Raw genomic sequence first — 20,675 nt, forward strand, 5'->3', positions numbered from 1 at the left:
AGAGTAACCGCAGGTTATAGCAAGATAAAGATACCCGCCAAGCATGCGCTCATTAGGTTAGCCAATGTACCTGCTGCAACCGCTTTAAGACCAAGGTTTGCCACCTCAGCACGACGCTCAGGAGCGATAACACCGATAGAACCTAATTGAATCGCAATAGAACCGATGTTCGCAAAGCCACACAATGCAAACGTGATGATCACTTGGCTGTGCTCTGAAAGTAACGCTTTGTTCTCAACGAAATCGATGAAAGCAACAAACTCATTCATAATGATCTTTTGACCAATGTAAGAGCCTGCCATTAGCACTTCATCACTTGGAATGCCGATAACCCACGCCAATGGTGAGAATAGGTAACCAAATACCGCTTGTAGAGTGATACCAGTAAAGCCAACCGCTTCACCTAAGCTCTCAAGACCTGTGTTCACCATCGCGATAACACTAACGAAAGCAATCAGCATAGTACCAACCGCAACTGCCACTTTCATACCGTTCATTGCGCCACTTGCTAACGCGTCGATCACGTTACTTTGGTCAGCTTTGTCTAGTTCAATATTGTCGTAACTACTTGGTGTATCAAGTTCAGGCACAATAATTTTAGCCATTAGTAGACTACCCGGCGCGGCCATAAAGCTTGCTGCAATAAGATACTTAAGTTCAACACCTAGACCAGCATAACCCCCTAGCACGCTGCCCGCGACCGATGCCATACCACCAGCCATCACTGCGAATAGCTCTGAACGAGTCATTGATTTTAGGAAAGGGCGAATAAGAAGTGGCGACTCGCCTTGAGAAAGGAAAATATTACCAGTAGCAACCAAAGACTCTGCTTTACTCGTACCCAACAATTTCTGAACAGCACCACCTAGAACTTGGATTACTTTCTGCATCACACCCAGATAGTAAAGTGCAGAAATCAGTGCGCTAAAGAAGATGATAATAGGAAGTACACGCACTGCGAAGATAAACCCTTCAGTAGCAAGGCCACCAAAAAGAAATGAGATACCCGCATCTGCAAAGCCAAGTAAGCTTGATACGCCGCTACTTAAGCTTGTTAACGCCATTTGTCCCCAAGGAAAATATAGCACTAAAGCAGCAAAACTAATTTGAAGTAGAAAGGCACGAATTACCGTTTTCCAGTTGATCGCCGAGCGGCTTTCAGATAGCAAATACGCGCAAGCGATTAGTGCAAAAACACCAACAAAACCAAATAAAATATTCATAAAATTGTCCTAATAATCCTTAAAGTGTGAGCATGAGCCAAGCGAATGACATCAAAGGAAAAGGACAAAGAATCGCAAGCAATACGCTGCGCGAAGAGGGTGTTAACAACGTTAACGAATGTAACAACGAATTGTTCATGTAAGATCACCTTATACAAGCAGTGGAACGCAGCTGGTCCGGTCCGTGGGGTCATTCACATATCCATGTGACGGCTTGTATTGGCTAAGCACCGGCTTAAAACCGGAAGAGAAGTATAAACAACTCAATGAGACTTTCATCACATTTTTTAACGCAAACGATCGCGCGATTAAAATTGCATCAATTCGTTCAAATTTGATGGGAATTATAAAAAAACATCGTTAAAAAGTTGCGCTAGCCTGTACATCACGACACTTGTCAGTTGACAATTCAAAGCAGTATTGCGCGTGTTTTTTTAAGCAGTTGAAAACTTCTGCATCGAGTTTGTGGTTTTGCACATGATCCTCCAATATCGCCAACGTTTGCTCTAAGCTCATTCCTGGGCGATAAGGACGAGATTGTGTTAACGCTTGAAATACATCAACAACCGCCACAATCCGACTTGGCCTATCAAGCTGCTCGGCAGTTTTGCCCATCGGATAGCCCGAGCCGTCAAGACGCTCGTGGTGGTTGGACGCCCACTCACAAATTTGCGGCGAACTAAATAACTCATGCAGAGCAAAGCGCGAGTCTGTCGCATGTCGCTTAATACAACAGTATTCTTCTGGAGTAAGAGGGCCCGGCTTATGTAAGATCTCTCGTGGCGTTTGCAGCTTACCAATATCGTGCACGAGTCCAGCCAGATATAGTTTTCTCTGCGTTGTATAGGAGTAACCTAACTGTTTCCCTAGGTACTCTGACAACTGCCCTACTTTCAACGAGTGCTTAAACGTAAAAGAGCTCTTAGCGTCGACCACGTTGGCAATGAACTCTGCGAAAGCGACCGTCTCATCTAGTGACATTTGCTGAGAAAAGAACGGGACTGGCTCAAACCTGTCGCTCATGATCTGAATGTAGGACACATCCATAGAGAACCAGAAATCATCAGTATCGACCAACTCACACATGTGCTGAACCAGGTTGGTCTCAAACAAAAGGTCTGCCTGTTCAGTTAAGCGCTCAATAATGTAAGTCTTGCCAGCAGGCGTTAGGTTACCAAAACGGTCTGCAGACGCGACACCGCATAGGTAATCGACCCGATCCGCTAGCATCACAACGGCTGCTAGCTCTTTCTCTAGTTGACTAATTGGTAAATCTTTCAGTTCATTCCACGGAGTATGGTGATATAGCACAGGTTTAGCAAAGATAGAGAGTACCGGACACTCTTTGAGTATCTGATAGCCCTTCTTACAGTGGTGATGCGTAGAGTCTGGTATAAATTCAGCGATGAGGCTGAGCTGTTCATCTATCTGAGACACTCCACAGTCGTGGATAAGCCCAAGCGAAAAGGCAAGTTGGGCTTGCTCTTCTTCCCAACCTACACTCAGTGCACATCGATACGCGATGTACCCAACTCTTTGTCCGTGATGTTTACTCTCAAAACCGACATTATCCAAAGCCTTAGCAATACCAAATAGCGCTTTACGCAAATCTACCGTCACGTTCTGGCAGTACAAATTCATAAATTAAGCCTAGTTTTTATCATTTTTATATTTATTGGAGGCAATACTAATCGATTACTTGAATGCATAGTCACAAATTATGTAAGGTTTATTGAGTTTCGTGACATGAATAACGTATAACGAACTTTTCGTGCCACAGATTGCATAAAAATTAGACAGGTAAGGGTATAAAGAGCAAACTAGTACCAAAGTATAATGATACCAATCGTAGTAATTAATTGCTCACCCTAGCTTGTTAAAACGCTCGATAACTGCGTTAGAATTTTTGATTGTAGAATAACTACTTATCGAAACTCTCTGTTGCAGAAAAGCTGCCTTGTTCTCAAGCCTTTTTCCTGCGCTATTTTTGATCACTTACTTACTGTGATTGGTATAACCTTAACTCTGTTAATGAGGACACGATGTTTCAAATAAAAATCAACGACGATATTTCTATTGCGCTAATACAGGAAAGCTTTGCTTCTCATTATGCAGAGCTGGTATCAACACAGTCTGATTATTTAGGGCAATGGCTTGCTTGGCCACCTCATTGCAAAACCGAACAAGACTTTCGTATATTTATACAGCGCTCGCTCCACGACTATGCAGAAGGAAAAAGCATGACCTGCGCGATTGTTTACCAAAATAACATCGTTGGTAATTGTAGCTTTAATACCATCAGTCACGATCTGAAAAAAGTCACTGTCGGTTATTGGTTGTCTGAGCATCAACAAGGTAAAGGTATTGTCACGCAGGTCGTTCGCAAACTCATTCAGATAGCGTTTGAAGAGCTAGGGATGGAGAAAGTAGAGATCTCGGCAGCCGTCGAGAACAGCGCAAGTCGAGCGGTTTGTGAACGACTTGGATGTAAACTTGAAGGAATCATTACTCGAAGCGAAAATTTAAATGGTCGAGTTGTCGACCATGCTATTTACGGATTAACACGCGAATAATAATCTGCTTTGAATAATTGAAGCTTAGGAGGGGTAAATATTCCCCTCCTGTTTTACTATCGAAATCGAAATATTAATTCCGATCACGAAAACTTATACTTACACGAATGAAATAAATTCAAAGAAAGACTGAACAGCACTTTATTTGTACATTAACTCTAAATCAGGAATTACTGTCGGCCTTACGTTTAGGAACAATAATAATGAACTTTGCTCCACCGTGAACACTGTCCTCTAATTTAAGCTGCCACCTCATCTTTTTCACTGCAGCATTTGCGATAGCTAACCCTAGACCAAACCCACCTGTTTTAGCTGTTCGACTTTGATCAAGACGCGCAAAAGGCAATAGAACTTCATCACGCTTGTCTTCAGGAATTCCATCACCGTTATCTTCGATTTGTATCAGCCAACTTTCGGAGTTTTCGTCCAGCGTTACCCAAACTTTATCGCGCGTATAATTTCCTGCATTTTTTAGGATGTTGTCCAGCACCAATCGAGCCATAGTACAGTCGCACTTAGTGGCAAAACTATTGATAACGAACGACTCAAACTCAACATTTTCAATCTCTGAGTAACGAATGCGATCCAAACAGTGGTCAACTAAATTACAACTCGTCGTGATTAAATCGAAATACTCGTTGTCGATAACGTTCAACTTAGAGAGCATGATAATTTCAGACGTAAGCTGATCAATATCACCAATATAACCATCAATATCATCGAACAAAAGTTGCTGTTCAGCCGGCGCCCCTCTGCGCAAAAGATCAGTCGCAAGTTGAATCCGACTCAAAGGCGTTCGCACTTCATGAGGAATAGCTTGAGCAAATATATGATTCTGCTTGACCTTACTCTCGATCTCCTCAGCCATCAGATTAAAACTGTTGGCTAATTCTGATATAGGGTGAATATCATCTATATCAGAACGGGTACTCAGTCTACCTCGACCAAATTGCTGCTGTTTTTCTACCAAAAGCTCTATCCGCTCTTGAAAACGGCGAACAGGTATATAGATACTTGCCCCAATAGCGATAATGACAGCAATAAGCAATGCGATCAGAAAGTTTCTTTCTGAATCTTCATACCACTCTATGGCGGGAGAAAAAAAGTCACCGACCTCACTAAACACAAAGCTGTGCTTTGAATTAGGAAGCTGAAATACCGCAGAGTAGAGATTCCGATCGCTTAGGTAAATTGGCACACCATTCAGTGTCGTGAAATGAGTGCAGCTCAAACATGGATCTTGGCCATCCCAATTTTCAATAAGACGAAGATTAAAAATGTAGAATTGCTGATAGCCGGTTTTGTCTAGCTCTCTGTATAGTGACGTAGGATGATTATGTTGATGAATATACTGCTCAACAAAATAGGATCCGTCATTAAGAAACGTTTCAATCTCTGTCCGGCGCATATGTCCTTCACCTAAACTGAGAAACAGGTAGATCGTTGCAATAATCCCTGTCACGATCCCAATATAGAGCCTAGCGAACATCGAAACATTTCCTAGCTTGCGGACAACACCTCTACGAAACAAGCATGTACCCCTTGTTTCTTACTGTTCTAATCAGTTGTTTGTCTTTAGCATGATTACGCAATTTACGTCGTAGACCAGAGATTCTCATATCAATCGAGCGATCGTTGAACGCATAATCAATCCCACGAAACAGCTGACAACATTGATCTCGTGTGACAACTTGACCAAAATTATTCACTAACAAGTTTAAGATTTCGAACTCAGCGGAAGTGAGCTGTAAATCCTGACCATACAAGGTTGCACTTTGAATTGTCGGATTAACGACGATATCGCACCTCTTCTCAGCATTACTCTCCAGTTGAGAGCTAGATGAAGCTCGGCGCAATAATGCTTCAATGCGCGCCAACAAAGCATGACCTCGAATCGGCTTTGTTACGTAATCATCGGCACCAAACTTAAACAAGCTAACTTCACTCATCTCGTCAGCAGATGCTGTCAGTACGAGAATAATACCGTTATAAAACTCACGAGCTTGTCGACAAACCTGTGCACCACTTAGTCCAGGTAGCATCAAGTCTAAAAGCACTAAATCTGGCTCTACGTCTCGAATCACTTGTACTGCCAAGTTACCTTCATTAACCACCTCAACCAGATAACCTTCAGCTTCAAGATATAGAGTTGTTAAACGTGCGATCTCTTGGTCGTCTTCGACTATGAGCACTTTTGCTTTAGACATTTCCATCACCAGTGTTTATTAATGCGCGGGCAGTATATAGAATGGAAATACATCATCAATACTGTAACCCAACTCACCATTTTACAGTATGCAAAACAATTTATTCATTGATGTACAGCTATTTTTACGGTTTAACGTCCCTGCTCCCCCTTGTTGCACCTTCATCAATACCCTTTAAAAGTTAGTTTTAAAATTGACAACATAGTAACGTGCTCGTCTTACATCTCCTTTATTTTCTTACCCTCTCTTACATAACTATCATTTACAACAACCCAGAAGTTTATTCAGTCAAACAATCCTATCGATACAACACATACACCCACAAAAATAAGATAAATAAGCACAAAACACTACCAGGCAAGCGCAAAAATGTAACAAAAGCGGAAATCTTGAGTAACAGGTAGTGAAATCAACCTAACATCGAGATTCACCCTATATTTTTAATCTCACCGATTGAGTAGCATTGACTCAAGTTGTCTATTTAAGATCATGTTACCTATGAAAAGAATGCTCTCTACTAAGCTGCGTGTCACTGACTCCTCCTTTCTGAGTTCAGCGATCGCTGCGCAAACAGATAAGACAGCTCATCCATTTGAGAAATTGTGTAGTCATCCGTTGCGATTGCTACAGCCTTTTTACTCCACACATTAAGCCTTGATTATGCAGAGTTATTTACCATTTGAGCATCTAAAATGTCCTATTTGGGTGTACGACATCGACAACAAATTGATCATTTGGGCGAATAGCAGCGCACTACCACTCTGGGAGACAGATTCGATTCAAGAGCTCACTTCGCGCGATCTTGGAAAAGAGATGTCTAAGGCTATTGAGGCAACACTCGAAGAGTACCAACGACAATTCCACCTAAACCAGACCATTAAAACCTGGTGGAACTTCACTCCTAAGCACATAGCCAAAAGGGCATTGTGCCAATTTTCAGGCATCCCTCTACCAGACGGTCGGATAGGTATGTTGGTGCAGGTTGTTGCTGAAGAAAATAGTTTGAAGCACGACTTGGCTTGTTCAGACGGATCTAACCTTTCTTTGCTTTTCGATAAAACTGGTCAGATATTAAGTGTCAATACGGCTTTTTATCAAAGCTATGGGAAACCATTTACTCAGTTGATCGATTTTCTCGGCGACGATGAAACCGTTGACCTGTGGCTATTTTCAGCTATGCGCGGGCAAGAGATCCTAGAAGAAGTGAGTTGTCAAATTGGCGATAAAACCCATTACTTTGATGTACAAGGCAAGTGGTTGTTCGACAAAAATCAGTTGTTGCTTAATCTGACATGCACCACTCAACAAAAAGAGCGTCTTCTACTCGCCAAATACAATGCAGAACATGATTGCCTAACCGAACTGCATAATCGCAGAGGAATCACAAACCTATTGCAAACGAGCATTGAGTACCGCTCCCCATTTGAACTGATGTTTGTCGATCTCGACGGCTTTAAGTTAGTTAACGACACCTATGGGCACAATGTTGGCGACCAACTCCTTAAACAAGTAGGTATAAGACTTAAAGAGCTGGTTGATGATACTTGTATGATTGGCCGGTTTGGTGGTGACGAATTCATAATCATTGCTCACACCTGTCGAAATCACAACATCCCTCTATTATGCTCTCGCATCATCAACGCGCTTAACAAGAGCTTTGACCTCGCTGGTATCGGCGCCCTATCGGTAGGGTGCAGTATCGGAACGGCACACTTTCCAGACAACGCTATGGATCAAGAGTCGTTGCTTAAGCAAGCCGGAATGGCAATGCATATGGCAAAGACAAATGGAAGAAACCGATACCAAACCTTCACTCCAGATCTTGCCAAAGCACTGCATCGAAAGGTCAATATTCGACATCGACTTGCACGTGCAATAGAGAACGATGATTTAAAGCTGCATTATCAGCCCATCATTCATAATGATCATAATCGAATCAAAGGCTTTGAAGCATTACTGCGTTGGAAAGATCATGAACTGGGTGACATTGCACCGCGAGAATTTATCAATCTAGCCGAAGAGACTGGTCAAATCGTACCGCTTGGGCGTTGGGTGTTGAATGCTGCGCTCAAACAGCTCGCGAAATGGCACAAAAAATACGGCCCAGAGCTGACTCTGAGTATCAACATCTCTGGAAAACAGATCCATTCAGCATTTGCCGACCAACTGTCTGCGATGCTCAAATTTTATCAACTACCAGCAAACAAGGTCGCACTTGAGATCACGGAGTCTTCAATGATCTTCAAACATGGGGAAGTTGAACAGGCGCTTTACGACATAGCGGATCTTGGAGTTGAGCTCCACCTCGATGACTTTGGAACGGGTTATTCATCTCTATCTATGTTGCATGACTTGCCCATCAGCACAGTAAAACTGGATAAGAGTTTTGTTCACGGTTCACATCAGGGAAGTAAAGCCATCGTAAAAGCAACACACGCCATTTGTGAAAAACTAGAGCTCAAAGTAGTAGCCGAAGGTGTAGAAACCGAAAGCCAAAAGCAATTCCTCATAAATTGCGGCTACCAATATTTTCAAGGGTTCTTATTCAGCAAGCCAATCCACCCTGATGAAATTGAAGAGTATTTTTTAGGCCCGACTTATCACTAAAATATAACTAATAATATCAGTAAGTTAATAGAATAAGTTTGCTTACATGGGCTTACATTACATACACCTAAGGTATGGTGTTATAAAATGTTGTTTTTATTGAGGTTTTTCATGGAAACATGCTATTACCAAAGAAATCACTTAATCAGGTATCTATTTTGTCCATGCCGCTTAGTTTAATCTCCAAACTGACAAGGCTTCTAGTCCATCAAAGCCAATTCTGCGAAAACTTGATCCAGAGATATTATGCCTAAAAAATCCGGTTTCACTGTCCTCGAACTCATTGTCTGCTTGATCATTATCTCCGTCGTGGCAACCACAGCTATGATGAGGTTTATGGAGATTCAAGCGGATGCTCGTGCGAGTAAAATTCGAGAAGTCGCGGCTAACCTTCGATACGGGATAGACGTTATCCATACTAAATCTATACTTGCTGGTGTCGAAAAAGAGTGTGACTACACAATAAAAACAGAAGTAGAGTCATACTTTGTATGTTTCGGATATCCCATTGCTTATATCGACTCAATTCGAAGGTTAATGAATATGCCGAAAAGTCGAAATGAGGACCCTAGTTACCGCCTGGATGTTAAGAACATAGACATCCATAAAAAACACCCTAGTACAACTAACCCAAATGAGTTGGTTGCTGCTATTCATTTTGTCAACCAGAGTTATACGTTCTTTCCAGAGGATGGGTATTGCCAAGTCCTCTATCAACCTGAAAGAGAACCTCAAATCATAGTTTTAGATAGTGCTTGTTAGGGTTAGGTTCGATAATAGACGCCTTGAAAGGTGACACATCATCATAATATAGGTTTATTTGATCTTGTGTCATCGACTCTCAAACGTTATTCGTGTCTCTCCGAACCACACGAATCCTCCATTTAGATATAGTACCCCTGCAAATACTTCAGCTAGCATCGAAAGCAAACCATACTGTTCAATTGGTTTACATCAATAAAACCCAAAATCCATCATCACTAAAAAATAGACACCACGACAAAAAAACAGTTGATTATTTTTGTAACAGGTTTAGTGTTATACCTATGTATAACACCATACAGATGAGCGATATGACAGATTGGAAAGATGACCAACCCATCTTCCGACAACTGGCTAGCAAAATCACAGAACAGATCATTCAAGGGGTCTGGAGAGAGCAACAACCACTACCTTCGGTGAGAACAATTGCAGCTGATCTCAAAATCAACCACCTCACTGTGATGAAAAGCTATCAGTTATTGGTCGACGACGGATTAGTCGAAAAAAGACGCGGGCAAGGAATGTTTGTCGCACAAGGTGCAGAAGCAAAGCTGAAACAGAACGCCTACAGCGACTTTGTCACCAACAGAGTGCCTGAGATTGCAAATACACTTAAGAATCTAGACATGAGCATCGATGAGCTCGTCTCTTTGTTAGAACAACACACAAAGGAAAAGTTATGAAGACATTACTTTCCGCTAAGAACGTCACCAAACGCTATGCCAATAACACTGGGATAGAAGAAATCAGTTTTGAGCTCAAAGCCGGACAAGTCTTAGGACTGTTAGGCCACAATGGTGCTGGCAAATCAACTTTAATCAAATCGCTGCTCGGTGGACACCGCTTCCAAGGAGAGATTGAGATAAATGGTTGTCACCCTATCGAACAGCACGCCGAACTGATGCAGCACCTCTCTTACATCTCTGATGTCAACGTGCTCCCAGAATGGATGAGCGTCAAACAGTTACTTAAATACACTGCTGGCGTCCACCCAAGTTTCGACCGCTCACACGCCGAGCGCCTGCTTAGCGGCACAGACATCAAACTTACCTCTAAAATCAAACAGCTTTCTAAAGGAATGAAGGTACAACTTCACCTTTCTATCATTATCGCCACCGACACTAAGGTGCTGATCCTAGATGAGCCAACCCTAGGGCTTGATCTTATCTATCGAGAAACCTTTTATCGCCACCTATTAGAGTGGTTCCACGATGGTGAGCGAGCCTTGATTATCGCTAGCCACGAAGTGTCTGAGATCGAACACCTACTTACCGATATATTGATCATCAAACAGGGCAAATCTGTTCTGTACAAAAGTATGGAACAAGTTGAGAGCGACTACTTCATTCTTGATGCGTCAAATGAGCACAGCTCAACCATTGCACAACTCAAGCCTCTCAGCTCTCAAGCTGGCCTTGGTAGTACCAAATGGCTTCTTGAGAGTCAATACAAGCCGCAAACTGAGGGATTTGGCCAAAGATTCAATGTCGGGCTATCGGACCTTTTCCTTGCCACACAGAAGGAGGCTATCTAAATGCACTCTAGCGTTTACATGATTGAAAAAGAGCTCATCGAACATAAGGTGATCATTCGTCTTCCTTTATTCATTGCTCTGTTTGGCTTAGTAGTTGGCGTCGGCTTAATGTTTAACGTCCAAGCTCAACATGATTTCTTCTTTCAAATGGAGGTCAACGGTGACATCAGCGAAATCCATCAAGAGATTGCACGTGACCTTAACTCTCTGATTTTCGCCATTGCGGGAACAGTGTCACTGATCTTATCGACACTATTTATACCTAAAACACTACGAAAAGAGCGTCAAGAAGGTAGCTCTATGTTTTGGCGTAGTATGCCTGTATCAAACCACCTGACTCATGCAGTAAAACTCGCTGTAGGTTTGGTCATTATCCCGCTGATCTGCGCTCTACTGGTGTTGTTTACTGATGTGATGTTATGGATGCTTCAAACATTCAGTGATAACCCGTTGGCCCTCCTAGTTGAACAACAATCACTCTTTTATGTGTTCACTAACTGGCTCGTTTTCCTCGCGAAAATGCTGTTGGTGTCTATTGTTCTGTTGCCTCTATCCTTGGTCGCGTTGGCGATCTCACAAATTGTAAGCTCACCTTTACTGGTTATGTTTATCGGCGGTTACGTAATAAAATGGCTGTCACTGACCCTACTAGCTAGCGATGGGATCAGCCAGTTCTTAGCTCACGTTGTCTCCCTACCCATTGATGTGCTGTTTGAACCAAATCCATTCCGAGCGATTGTAGAAGCACCAGCACTATCGTTAATGGTTTATGCTGCCATCGGGGTTCTCGCTTACCTCACCAGCGTTAGGCTGAACCGAACTGAAGATGTGACGTGGAGAAACCTCTTTCAACGCTAGATCGTCTTTAACCGATAACGTAGAGCCTCTGAAATTCAGGGGCTTTTTATTGCTTAAGATTAAACTAATGGATTCGGTTGAATAGACCTTTAGGGTGAGTAAAAAAAGATAATCGTTAAGGGGAATAATCGAGCTGGCATTATTGAATCTTTGTATAGATTTACCAGCTCTGGGTTGGTTATGTGCTTAGGTCACGAGTCGCCTATCTGCGCACAAGGGGAAATGCCAATATGGCTAATTTAAGCTGTCATTGACAAGCTTATTTTTTTGACGCTTCTTTCGCTGTGTCTTTCCAGTATTGAATACGAACGCGATGAAGCTGTGCTCTTCTCATTTTTTTCATAAGGGTTATATCCTTTCCGTTTGACTGCTCTTCATGAGCTTTTCTTATTTGCCAACTATTCGAATCTAACGGTGTTTCATGGTCAGTTCAACGATACACATCACAAAATAATAAGACTTGATCGTACCTGTTGCATCAAAACATGACACTGTTATCAACTATAGCTCCGTTCAATCCATTGAGCTAAGTTTCATATCTAACACTAAATTCGCTGCGTGACAAATATATTTCAAACGCACTACGATTTAATGAAACCAGAATTGATCTTGATCTCTTTTTAGCTCCCAATTCGCAAAGCCAGTCGCATAAGTCAGCTATATCATTGCGAAATATAAAATTTACCCGCCTAATCAAGCATTAACATCAAATTATGTAAGCCTCCTAAGTTTGGATTATCCTAGGGTCTGCCAATGAAGAAACCTTTATTGTTAGCTTTTACCGCCGGTTTTATTCTGTTTGTCGTCGCCGGGCAGAAAATGGGTTGGTTCAAATCCGGTAATTCAGAGTCCTTCCCCAAATTCCCAGAGACCCCAGGTTACAGCGTCACTAAAAGCTTCGACGGAGAATGGGTCGGCAGACGAATAAACACCACTAACAACAACCTTTGTGAGCACACTACCATCACTGGCCGTATCGAGAATGGCAAAGCCACATTGCGCCTCACCTACAATGGCACTTCACTTAAAGGCTGGGTGGCCGAAGACACCCACATACTCACCTTATATGCTAATCACAGGCAGTGGGACTACCGCTTTTCAGGAAAAGTCTCTGCTGATAAGGTGACAGGTGATTGGTATCTCACCAACGGCCCGTGTCGAGGCCATTGGTATTTAGAACGCGTAACAGGGAAGAGTTAAGTGAATTATGTCTAAGATTGTTTTAACAGGGTACATTGAGGTTCCAACGGAAGACCTTGAAGCCGTGCTCACTGCACTACCAATTCATAAAGCCCTGACGAACCAAGAACCAGGCTGCTTGATCTTCGAGGTCACTCAAGATCAACATATCCCAAATAAATTCAGTGTTTACGAAGAGTTTGTTGATCAACAAGCTTTTGACACACACCAACAACGTGTTAAAAGCTCTGAATGGGGAAAAATCACTCACCAGGTTGAACGCCACTATCAAATCATTGGTAGCAGCTCATCGTGAGTGAGGTTGAGGTAAGTACTTTTTGATATTTAAGCTAGCTTAACACGATAAAGCGGATTAGGCGCTTTGTTAACGAAATACTCCCAGATATGGTCATAGACAGCATGCTGATTTGGGAACGGCGCTAACTGTTTCGCTTCTTCCAGCGAGCACCAACGAAACTCTGTATGCTCTTCATTCAACTGCACATTTTGATTGGGTGGGCACACTACCGCGAATACTGGAATCAACTGTATAACGTTAACATGATGCTCATAGAACTGCTCCAAGAACTGCGCGTTATACAAGGCTGTCACATCAATTTCTGTCTCTTCTTTGAATTCACGAACAATCGCTTGCCAGCCCTTCTCACCGCTCTCAATAGAGCCCGCCACATGACACCAAAAGCCCCCCTTCACACGCTTCATCAATAGCATTTTCATCTGGCCATCGATTTCAGAAAGAGCCACACCGGAAACGATCGAAGTATTTAGCGGAATCATAAGCTTACCTGTTCATATAAAACACGAAAGCATATCACGTTCATTCCAACTTGTTACTACTTTAACAGTCCATGCAACAAAAATAACAGTGTTCTCATTGAACAGATTTGAGGCGTGTTCCGATAAGGAGTAGAATCGGCCGCCTAACATCGAACTCCTTGCGATTTCATCCATTAGATAAAAAGACACACTATGCACTCATCGACTTCTTTGCACGCTTCAGAATTTCTACACACACCTGAAAACTGCTTTACCCGATTCAACCAATCGATTGAGTCATACACGCTTCCAGAACGCTTTACGTTTCCTTTTTACTACGAGCCCCACCCTCTTTGTGAACTGGCCTCAGAGCAGCTTCAGGCTCACCTGGAAACTCAGACCGATTGGCACCACGATTTCGGCCTAGAGTCAGAAGAGGGCCGTGGCAAAATGTTTGGGGTGCTTATCGTTCGCAGCCCACAAGGTGAAATTGGCTACTTTTCTGCATTCTCTGGCAAGATCGCAGACCAAAACCTGTTGCCGCACTTCGTTCCACCCGTGTTTGATATGTTAAACAGTGAGAGCTTCTTTCATCAAGATACAGCCGACATGATGGCGGTAAATGCAAAATACAAGGCTCTGAAATCAGATGAGACTTACCTAGCACTGTGTGAGCAAATGGCGCAAAACAAAGCGCAAGCGGAACGGGAGAACGAAGCCCAGCGCCAACAGGTCATCGAAGGCCGTAAGCTTCGTAAACAGCAGCGTGAACAAGGTAAGCTAGAACTTGATGAAGCCGCGTTTGAACAGCTAAGTATTGAGCTTGGTAAAGCCAGCGTTGCAGATAAAAACCAGCAAAAGCACCTTAAGCTCGCTTGGGAAAAACGTCTGGCTGAATTGCAATCTAAAATTGATGTCTACACCGAGCAACTGGATCAACTAAAAGAGCAACGCGCAACTCTCTCTCATCAGTTGCAACATAAGCTTTTCGCTCAATACGCGTTTCTAAATGCTGAAGGAAAAACGGAAGATCTAAACCATATCTTCGCACCATTGACGAACCCAGTACCACCAGCGGGCTCTGGGGAGTGTGCTGCGCCTAAGATGCTGCAATACGCCTACCTACATGGTTATACACCATTGGCTATGGCCGAGTTTTGGTGGGGGCGCTCACCAAAATCAGAGGTGCGTAAACACAAGAAATACTACGCGTCTTGTCAAAGTAAATGTGTGCCGATCTTAGGGCACATGATGAGAGGGTTAGAAGTCGATCGAAACCCATTGCTAGAGAACCCAGCAGAGGGGAAAGAGCTAGATATTTTATTTCAAGATGAGCACATCGTTGTGGTGCACAAACCATCTGGATTCTTGTCAGTACCTGGAAAAACCATTAAGGACTCAGCGTACACTCGCGTTCAGGAAATGCATCCCGATGCTGAAGGACCTTTCGTTATTCATCGCTTGGATATGGCAACCTCGGGGATACTGGTTTTCGCACTCACTCGCCGAGCAAACAAGAGCCTACAGAAGCAGTTCATCACTCGCGAAGTTGAGAAGCGTTATGTCGCTCTGATCGAAGGTAATCTAGAACAAGAAGAGGGTTACATTCGTTTGCCGTTGCGCGGAGACCTGTATGATCGCCCACGTCAGATCGTCTGCTATGAGCATGGTAAGCCTGCAGAAACTAAATGGGAAGTGATTGAGCGTCGTGATGGCAAAACCAAGGTTTATCTCCATCCGAAAACAGGTCGTACTCATCAATTAAGAGTGCACTGTTCTCATGAGGAAGGTCTGAATATGCCGATCGTCGGTGATGTTCTTTATGGGCATAAAGCGGACAGGCTTCACCTCCATGCTGAGAAGCTGTGCTTGAGTCACCCAATTACCAATGAATGGATGACGTTCCAATTCGAGGCTGAGTTTTGAAAACCAAAAAGCCCGACCTAACATCTGCAATGTTAAATCTAATTGAAGACGTAAAACATGAATTACCACTATACGAGTCAGACACTTTTGTATGCGGTCCAAAAGGTGACTGTCTTGGTTGTCCGAAAAAATTGTTAGAGATGGTTGATGGGGAGCTGATATATTGGGAGCACCAGATCAAAGTGGGACGTGTACCTAATTTTGAAGAACTGCGCCGTTTCGGCAAGATGTGCAGCAGTGTAAGGCGTGGCCTAGAGCGCAATGGACTGGTAGAAAAACAGGTTCGCTCTCGATAGACAACATCTCTTACAAGCGCACTTAAATCGACAAGTTAATCCCATTAAAAAAGGCTGATGCGAGCCTTTTTTGTTATCTATCAGAGCATTATCCATTGTCTGCTGTATCAAGTTTAGCGGTTCGGGTTGGATGCTTAATAAACACAGCAATCACCGCCACGATAGCCAATGCGAAACAGTAATACGAATTAGATACGATCTCTAACGGCGATAGCTTAAAAACAGAGCCTAGCAGTAACACCTGAGCGCCGTATGGCAGAACACCTTGAACCACACATGAGAAAATATCCAACAAACTCGCCGCACGACGAGGTGAAACGTCATTCTCTTCGGCTAGTTGGCGAGCGACACTGCCCGACACAATGATCGCAACGGTATTGTTTGCAGTACATGCATTGACCATTGAAACCAGACCTGCGATACCTAGCTCACTGGCACGTCCATTGGCTTGCTTCGAGTGTTTCGAGCCAAAGGCACGAATCACACTGCTCACTAGGTTAGTTAGGTAAACAAGACCACCCTGACGGCGCATCAACTCACTCAGACCACCAATCAGCATCGACAATAAGAAGATCTCTTGCATGTTACCAAAGCCTGAATAGATATCTTGTGCGTAGTCAGTCAAGCTGTAGCTATCGACACCCACTAAGCTCACACAACCCGCCAACAAGATACCCATGGTCAGCACCACGAACACATTCATCCCAGAGACAGCGAACACCAAAATTGCCATATAAGGGAGCACTTTAAGCCACTCGATATCGCCAGTTTCCGGCACTTGTGTTGGCGTACTGTTCATCGCAAAAATAACGATAGCAATAAAAGCCGCTGGTAAAGCAATGCGGATGTTTTCCTTGAACTTGTCACGCATTTCACAGCCTTGAGAACGTGTCGCTGCGATGGTGGTATCAGAGATAATCGATAAATTATCACCGAACATTGCACCACTAAGTACCACGCCAGCAGTCAACGACAAACTCATTCCAGAAGAATCTGCAATCCCGAGAGCAACTGGCGCAACAGCAGCAATTGTACCCATAGACGTACCCATCGCGGTTGCGATAAATGCTGAGATCAAAAAGATCCCCGGTAGAATCATGCTTGTTGGAATAGCAGACAAACCAAGGTTTACCGTCGCGTCTACTCCACCAGATGCTTTAGCCACCGCTGCGAATGCGCCCGCTAATAGGTAGATCATACACATAGCAACGATATCTGGGTGTCCGACACCACGCATAAAGTGCTCAATGGCTCGGTTGATCTTCTCTTTACTGATCAACAAAGCAACCATAATCGCTGGCAGTGTCGCAATAGGCGCCGGCAGCTGATAGAAGGCAAAGTCAACGCCTTGGTAAGATAGGTAACTGCCTACTCCGATAAACAGAGCAAGAAAGATAATGAGCGGGATCAGAGCAACCGCACTCGGAGCGATTTGTGCATTTGAGTGTTTAGAATTAGACATTGAACAAACTAGTATAGAAAAGAGGACAGCAGACTAATCTGACTATAAAGACTTGTCAACGTCTAGACGTCTAAATGTCCAACAATATAGCATTCAGTGGCTTAACTCAGTCGGTTGCTTTCTCATTGAGTTTCGGGCGGCTCAGGGTCTAGTTTTTCTCAAAGAAGGTGACCTGATACTCACCTAAACCCGCATACGTGATAGTTGTCGGTAGATCGAACTCAACTTCAACGACTCCGCAATATGAGCCCGTAATGATCGCCTCACCCGCTTCAAAATCGACACCACGACGCGTCATGTAATTAATCAACCAGTAAATTGGAGTTTGCGGCAGACCATTTGGGTGTTTACCGTCGAACTGCTGAATATTTTCGTTCTGAGTCACAGATACATTCACCGTCGAGGCCTTGTACGCCTCTTCACGCTCAAGCTGCGGGCCGAGGTACAGTCCCTGATTCACTAGACAATCTGCTAGATTCTCATAGAACTCAGCACCACTGTCATCAGAATAACGAGACTGTATGAGCTCTAACGCCATATGACAAGAACCGATCGCGTCATCAATTTGCTCTTCAGTGTAACCGTCGGAACTTGCTGGTAAGTTGCTTTTTAGTACAAAAGCGATTTCCGGCTCAATACGCACAACACCATTGTCTGCATAGAGCTCACAAGATGCACCCTGCTGAACAGTGTCAGAGAAGATAGGTGCAACAACAAACTTATCTTCAGCAAGAGGCAGCAAGCATTTCCAGCCAGCAACCTTATCTGAACGTAGGTCGATAATCGACGACTGTACTTGAAGAGCATCCTCAAGATTTAACGGGCGTAGAGTTTCATCTAGGCGAGGCGCTTTAGTGCCTGGTGCTCTGCGGTTCAACAGCTCTTGTGCTACTTGATTAAATATAATTGTCATACAATATCACCTTTGTGTTTTTGGGGAGCATAATATCTAAGTTTTATTTCTTTGAATAGCGATAAAAGCACAATAAAAACAGCAGATCACAAAGGCTTGGGCACGAGCTTGCGAACCGCGACCGGAATAGTGTTGAGTCGGAGTAAACCACATCGATACCACTATGATTGCAAGCTCTTACCTGTTCAGAACAACGCTTTTCTCTTGAGCCATACTTAGTTGCTAATCGACCGACCACACATCCTTAAACTCAGGCCATCCCCAGTTAGTAATCGCTACATTCTTGAGAATACCTTGAAACCTCACCGTTTGAAGGTGGTGGAACAGCGGTAATAGCCAATAGTCCGTGACGAGGCTAGTCGCAATCGGCTCAAGTTGTTCTAGGTAGTCCTCTAGCTTGACCGATGCTTTGTGTTGATCAAGCTGCAACTTAAGCCACTCACTGCGATCTTGTCCAAGCGCAGAATGCAAAACGGGATCATTCATCAGCCATGAAAAAAGAGAAGATGGCGCGTTGTCATCGAGATTCAGGTTACACAGAATCAGGTCTTCACTAAGCTGATTGGTTTGCGAACGCAGAGTCAAATCACGGAAGCTATAAGTATTGACCTCCACTTCAACACCTTGGAACCTCAACAAATCAGCAATGCTTACAGCGCAGCGATACAGAGCATAGTAATCATAAACTGCGATAGTGAGTTTACGTGGCAACGCACAAGATGGATTTGGCATGCGATACACTGGGTTCCAGCTAGGTAAGATATTCTTTGCATACTGCAAGCCAAACATACCGCGGTTCGACTCTAACTGCTCATGGACAAGACTCGGCTTAAAGCAATCGGCGAGAAATTTTCTCTGCTCTATGGTCAATTCTTGCTGCAGTGCATTGTGGTTATACAACACGAACAGGCAGCCATCTTCAACACGGCTGTGCTGCTCATCGGTTTCATTAGCAGTGACTTCTCGGCCCAACTGATGAAAACAAGAGACGTCCTCTTCAGGTGCGACGTGAATTTCACTCTGGTCAAAATTGGTGACTTTGGCAAGCTCTTCTTCAAATTGCCAAATCGTAACTTCATCCGTGAGTGAACGTGTACTAAAAAAGTGCTCAAACGCTTTCAGCTTGATCCGCTCTGCATCATGTTCAGCAATCATAAATGGCCCGCTTCCGACAATGTTTTGGGCAATCAATCCTTGTAGCTGTGCTGGAGGTTGAATCGAATACTTCACTCCCGCCAACAGACCCGCGAACCCGGTATCTGCTTTTGAAAGCTTAAAACAAAGATGAAGTGGCTGTTCGCTGTAGACCTGTTCAACATGCTCTAGCTCCGATTGATAAAACGAGTGCGTTTTCAACTGTTCAAACAACTGTACTAACTGTTTACCATCAATAAGCTGACCGTTATGAAAAGTTAAACCAGGTCGAAGATAGAAAGTCCAAGTTTGCGTCTCACCGTTATAGTCCCAGTGATGTGCCAACTCGGGTTTGAGTACACCTCCACTGCTGCAACTGACTAAACAGCTGAAAACTTGCCGGAGCAGAAAGCGTTCGCTACTACGGTGAACGTGATGAGGAAAAAGCGCTTCAAATCGACGCTTGTACGTCAGTTGAACATGCAGTAAACCTTGGCGTAAGGTTGCACCGGATGTCTCTTGCAGCAAAGAGCCAAAGACTGTGCGGTCATCATCAAGTACCGCCAACGCTTTTTCATATTTACCTTCGGCGATCAATTTACTGGCAATATGTCGATGAAGCCCTTGTACATCGTAGCGCAGGGTTAGATTAGAACGCTGGTTTCTGCCTGCTTTAGGCTCCCACACTACCCATTGTGCCTGATGCATTCGCCCCAGCAAGGTTCGAGCATGTCTAACACTGGTAAACATCAAATCGGCCAATTCAGCTAAGGTGACAGCATGTGGGGTGTTAGCATCAAATGATGTCAGCCTTGCGTAATAACGCATCATATTTACATCAGACAAAATTAGAACCTTTGTTTTATTCGTTTTCCTATTAAATCCCAATTATATCGATTTTAAACAATAAATCTGCCACTCAAGCCAAAAACAGGAACACTCATAAAATAGCCCATCTGTTTATTAGTTCCTTATTATCGACAACAATAGCATTGCGCAATTAAATAGTGCTGTACTAGATACCCACTAATCTGTGGCGATGATATGCATGCAAAAAGGCGATTTATCTCAGTGTTAACTACAGCAATCTAGCTCGAAAATGGCGCACTCCGTACACTCATACAGCTATCTTAATCCATTAAAAAGTACATATTCTTTTACCAAATTACGCGAGTCGAATGCCACTTAAACAGCTCCTACCCCCAATCAGAGTTTGGTTTCGGC

Annotated in this window: 17 protein-coding genes and 1 pseudogene; 10 read left to right on the forward strand and 8 right to left on the reverse strand. The window is 43.6% G+C overall.

Annotation, left to right across the window (positions count from 1 at the left end; all coding sequences use genetic code 11):
- Nucleotides 1-14 precede the first annotated feature (14 nt).
- Entirely contained in the window at nt 15-1,223 is a 1,209-nt protein-coding gene (locus tag AC6I7V_RS16030) for a NupC/NupG family nucleoside CNT transporter (RefSeq protein ID WP_261883963.1), read from the reverse strand.
- 360 nt (nt 1,224-1,583) lie between these two features.
- Entirely contained in the window at nt 1,584-2,864 is a 1,281-nt protein-coding gene (locus AC6I7V_RS16035) for an HD-GYP domain-containing protein (protein ID WP_498012246.1), read from the reverse strand.
- Between the two features lie 401 nt (nt 2,865-3,265).
- Here AC6I7V_RS16035 and AC6I7V_RS16040 point away from each other — a divergent pair, with 401 nt between their 5' ends.
- Entirely contained in the window at nt 3,266-3,796 is a 531-nt protein-coding gene (locus AC6I7V_RS16040; protein ID WP_498012247.1) for a GNAT family N-acetyltransferase, read from the forward strand.
- Between the two features lie 163 nt (nt 3,797-3,959).
- Here AC6I7V_RS16040 and AC6I7V_RS16045 read toward each other — a convergent pair whose 3' ends face one another.
- Together AC6I7V_RS16045 and AC6I7V_RS16050 are read right to left on the reverse strand one after the other, a co-directional pair.
- Nucleotides 3,960-5,285, reverse strand: coding sequence for a sensor histidine kinase (locus AC6I7V_RS16045; RefSeq protein WP_498012248.1), 1,326 nt, complete (start codon nt 5,283-5,285; stop codon nt 3,960-3,962).
- Nucleotides 5,286-5,316: 31 nt separating this feature from the next.
- Nucleotides 5,317-6,003, reverse strand: a complete 687-nt coding sequence (locus AC6I7V_RS16050; RefSeq protein WP_255232464.1) for a response regulator transcription factor — start codon at nt 6,001-6,003, stop codon at nt 5,317-5,319.
- Between the two features lie 660 nt (nt 6,004-6,663).
- On the opposite strand from AC6I7V_RS16050, the gene AC6I7V_RS16055 reads away from it, so the two are divergent.
- The 7 genes from AC6I7V_RS16055 to AC6I7V_RS16085 all read left to right on the forward strand — a co-directional run bounded on the left by AC6I7V_RS16055 (nt 6,664) and on the right by AC6I7V_RS16085 (nt 13,259).
- Nucleotides 6,664-8,610, forward strand: coding sequence for a putative bifunctional diguanylate cyclase/phosphodiesterase (locus AC6I7V_RS16055; RefSeq protein WP_255232463.1), 1,947 nt, complete (start codon nt 6,664-6,666; stop codon nt 8,608-8,610).
- Nucleotides 8,611-8,856: 246 nt separating this feature from the next.
- Entirely contained in the window at nt 8,857-9,372 is a 516-nt protein-coding gene (locus AC6I7V_RS16060) for a type II secretion system protein (protein ID WP_255232462.1), read from the forward strand.
- Between the two features lie 311 nt (nt 9,373-9,683).
- The gene (locus AC6I7V_RS16065) at nt 9,684-10,055 is read left to right on the forward strand and encodes a GntR family transcriptional regulator (protein WP_255232461.1); all 372 of its coding nucleotides are present in this window, start codon (nt 9,684-9,686) and stop codon (nt 10,053-10,055) included.
- Nucleotides 10,052-10,906, forward strand: a complete 855-nt coding sequence (locus AC6I7V_RS16070) for an ABC transporter ATP-binding protein (protein WP_255232460.1) — start codon at nt 10,052-10,054, stop codon at nt 10,904-10,906. The genes AC6I7V_RS16065 and AC6I7V_RS16070 overlap by 4 nt, the downstream gene beginning before the upstream one ends.
- The gene (locus tag AC6I7V_RS16075; RefSeq protein WP_498012249.1) at nt 10,907-11,764 is read left to right on the forward strand and encodes a hypothetical protein; all 858 of its coding nucleotides are present in this window, start codon (nt 10,907-10,909) and stop codon (nt 11,762-11,764) included.
- Between the two features lie 753 nt (nt 11,765-12,517).
- Nucleotides 12,518-12,964, forward strand: a complete 447-nt coding sequence (locus AC6I7V_RS16080) for a hypothetical protein (protein WP_498012250.1) — start codon at nt 12,518-12,520, stop codon at nt 12,962-12,964.
- A 7-nt stretch (nt 12,965-12,971) separates the two neighbouring features.
- Entirely contained in the window at nt 12,972-13,259 is a 288-nt protein-coding gene (locus tag AC6I7V_RS16085; protein ID WP_255232457.1) for a putative quinol monooxygenase, read from the forward strand.
- A gap of 29 nt (nt 13,260-13,288) precedes the next feature.
- Here AC6I7V_RS16085 and AC6I7V_RS16090 read toward each other — a convergent pair whose 3' ends face one another.
- On the reverse strand, nt 13,289-13,741 hold the full coding sequence (locus tag AC6I7V_RS16090; protein WP_498012251.1) for an NUDIX hydrolase: 453 nt from the start codon (nt 13,739-13,741) through the stop codon (nt 13,289-13,291).
- Between the two features lie 192 nt (nt 13,742-13,933).
- On the opposite strand from AC6I7V_RS16090, the gene AC6I7V_RS16095 reads away from it, so the two are divergent.
- The gene (locus AC6I7V_RS16095; protein WP_498012252.1) at nt 13,934-15,646 is read left to right on the forward strand and encodes an RluA family pseudouridine synthase; all 1,713 of its coding nucleotides are present in this window, start codon (nt 13,934-13,936) and stop codon (nt 15,644-15,646) included.
- Nucleotides 15,643-15,942 (forward strand): annotated as a pseudogene (locus AC6I7V_RS16100) (hypothetical protein); the annotation flags it as partial. The gene AC6I7V_RS16095 and the pseudogene AC6I7V_RS16100, both read left to right, overlap by 4 nt.
- An 88-nt stretch (nt 15,943-16,030) precedes the next feature.
- Here the strand turns inward: AC6I7V_RS16100 and AC6I7V_RS16105 are convergent.
- From AC6I7V_RS16105 to AC6I7V_RS16115, 3 genes are all read right to left on the reverse strand, one after another.
- The gene (locus tag AC6I7V_RS16105) at nt 16,031-17,404 is read right to left on the reverse strand and encodes a Na+/H+ antiporter NhaC family protein (protein ID WP_498012253.1); all 1,374 of its coding nucleotides are present in this window, start codon (nt 17,402-17,404) and stop codon (nt 16,031-16,033) included.
- A gap of 148 nt (nt 17,405-17,552) precedes the next feature.
- Nucleotides 17,553-18,317 (reverse strand): hydratase, encoded by a 765-nt coding sequence (locus AC6I7V_RS16110; protein ID WP_498012254.1) that lies wholly within the window; start codon nt 18,315-18,317, stop codon nt 17,553-17,555.
- Between the two features lie 222 nt (nt 18,318-18,539).
- Nucleotides 18,540-20,297: an SgrR family transcriptional regulator gene (locus AC6I7V_RS16115; protein WP_498012255.1), complete on the reverse strand. Its 1,758-nt coding sequence runs from the start codon at nt 20,295-20,297 to the stop codon at nt 18,540-18,542.
- Between the last annotated feature and the right edge of the window lie 378 nt (nt 20,298-20,675).

The sequence above is a fragment of the Vibrio sp. KUL70 genome, assembly GCF_059725515.1.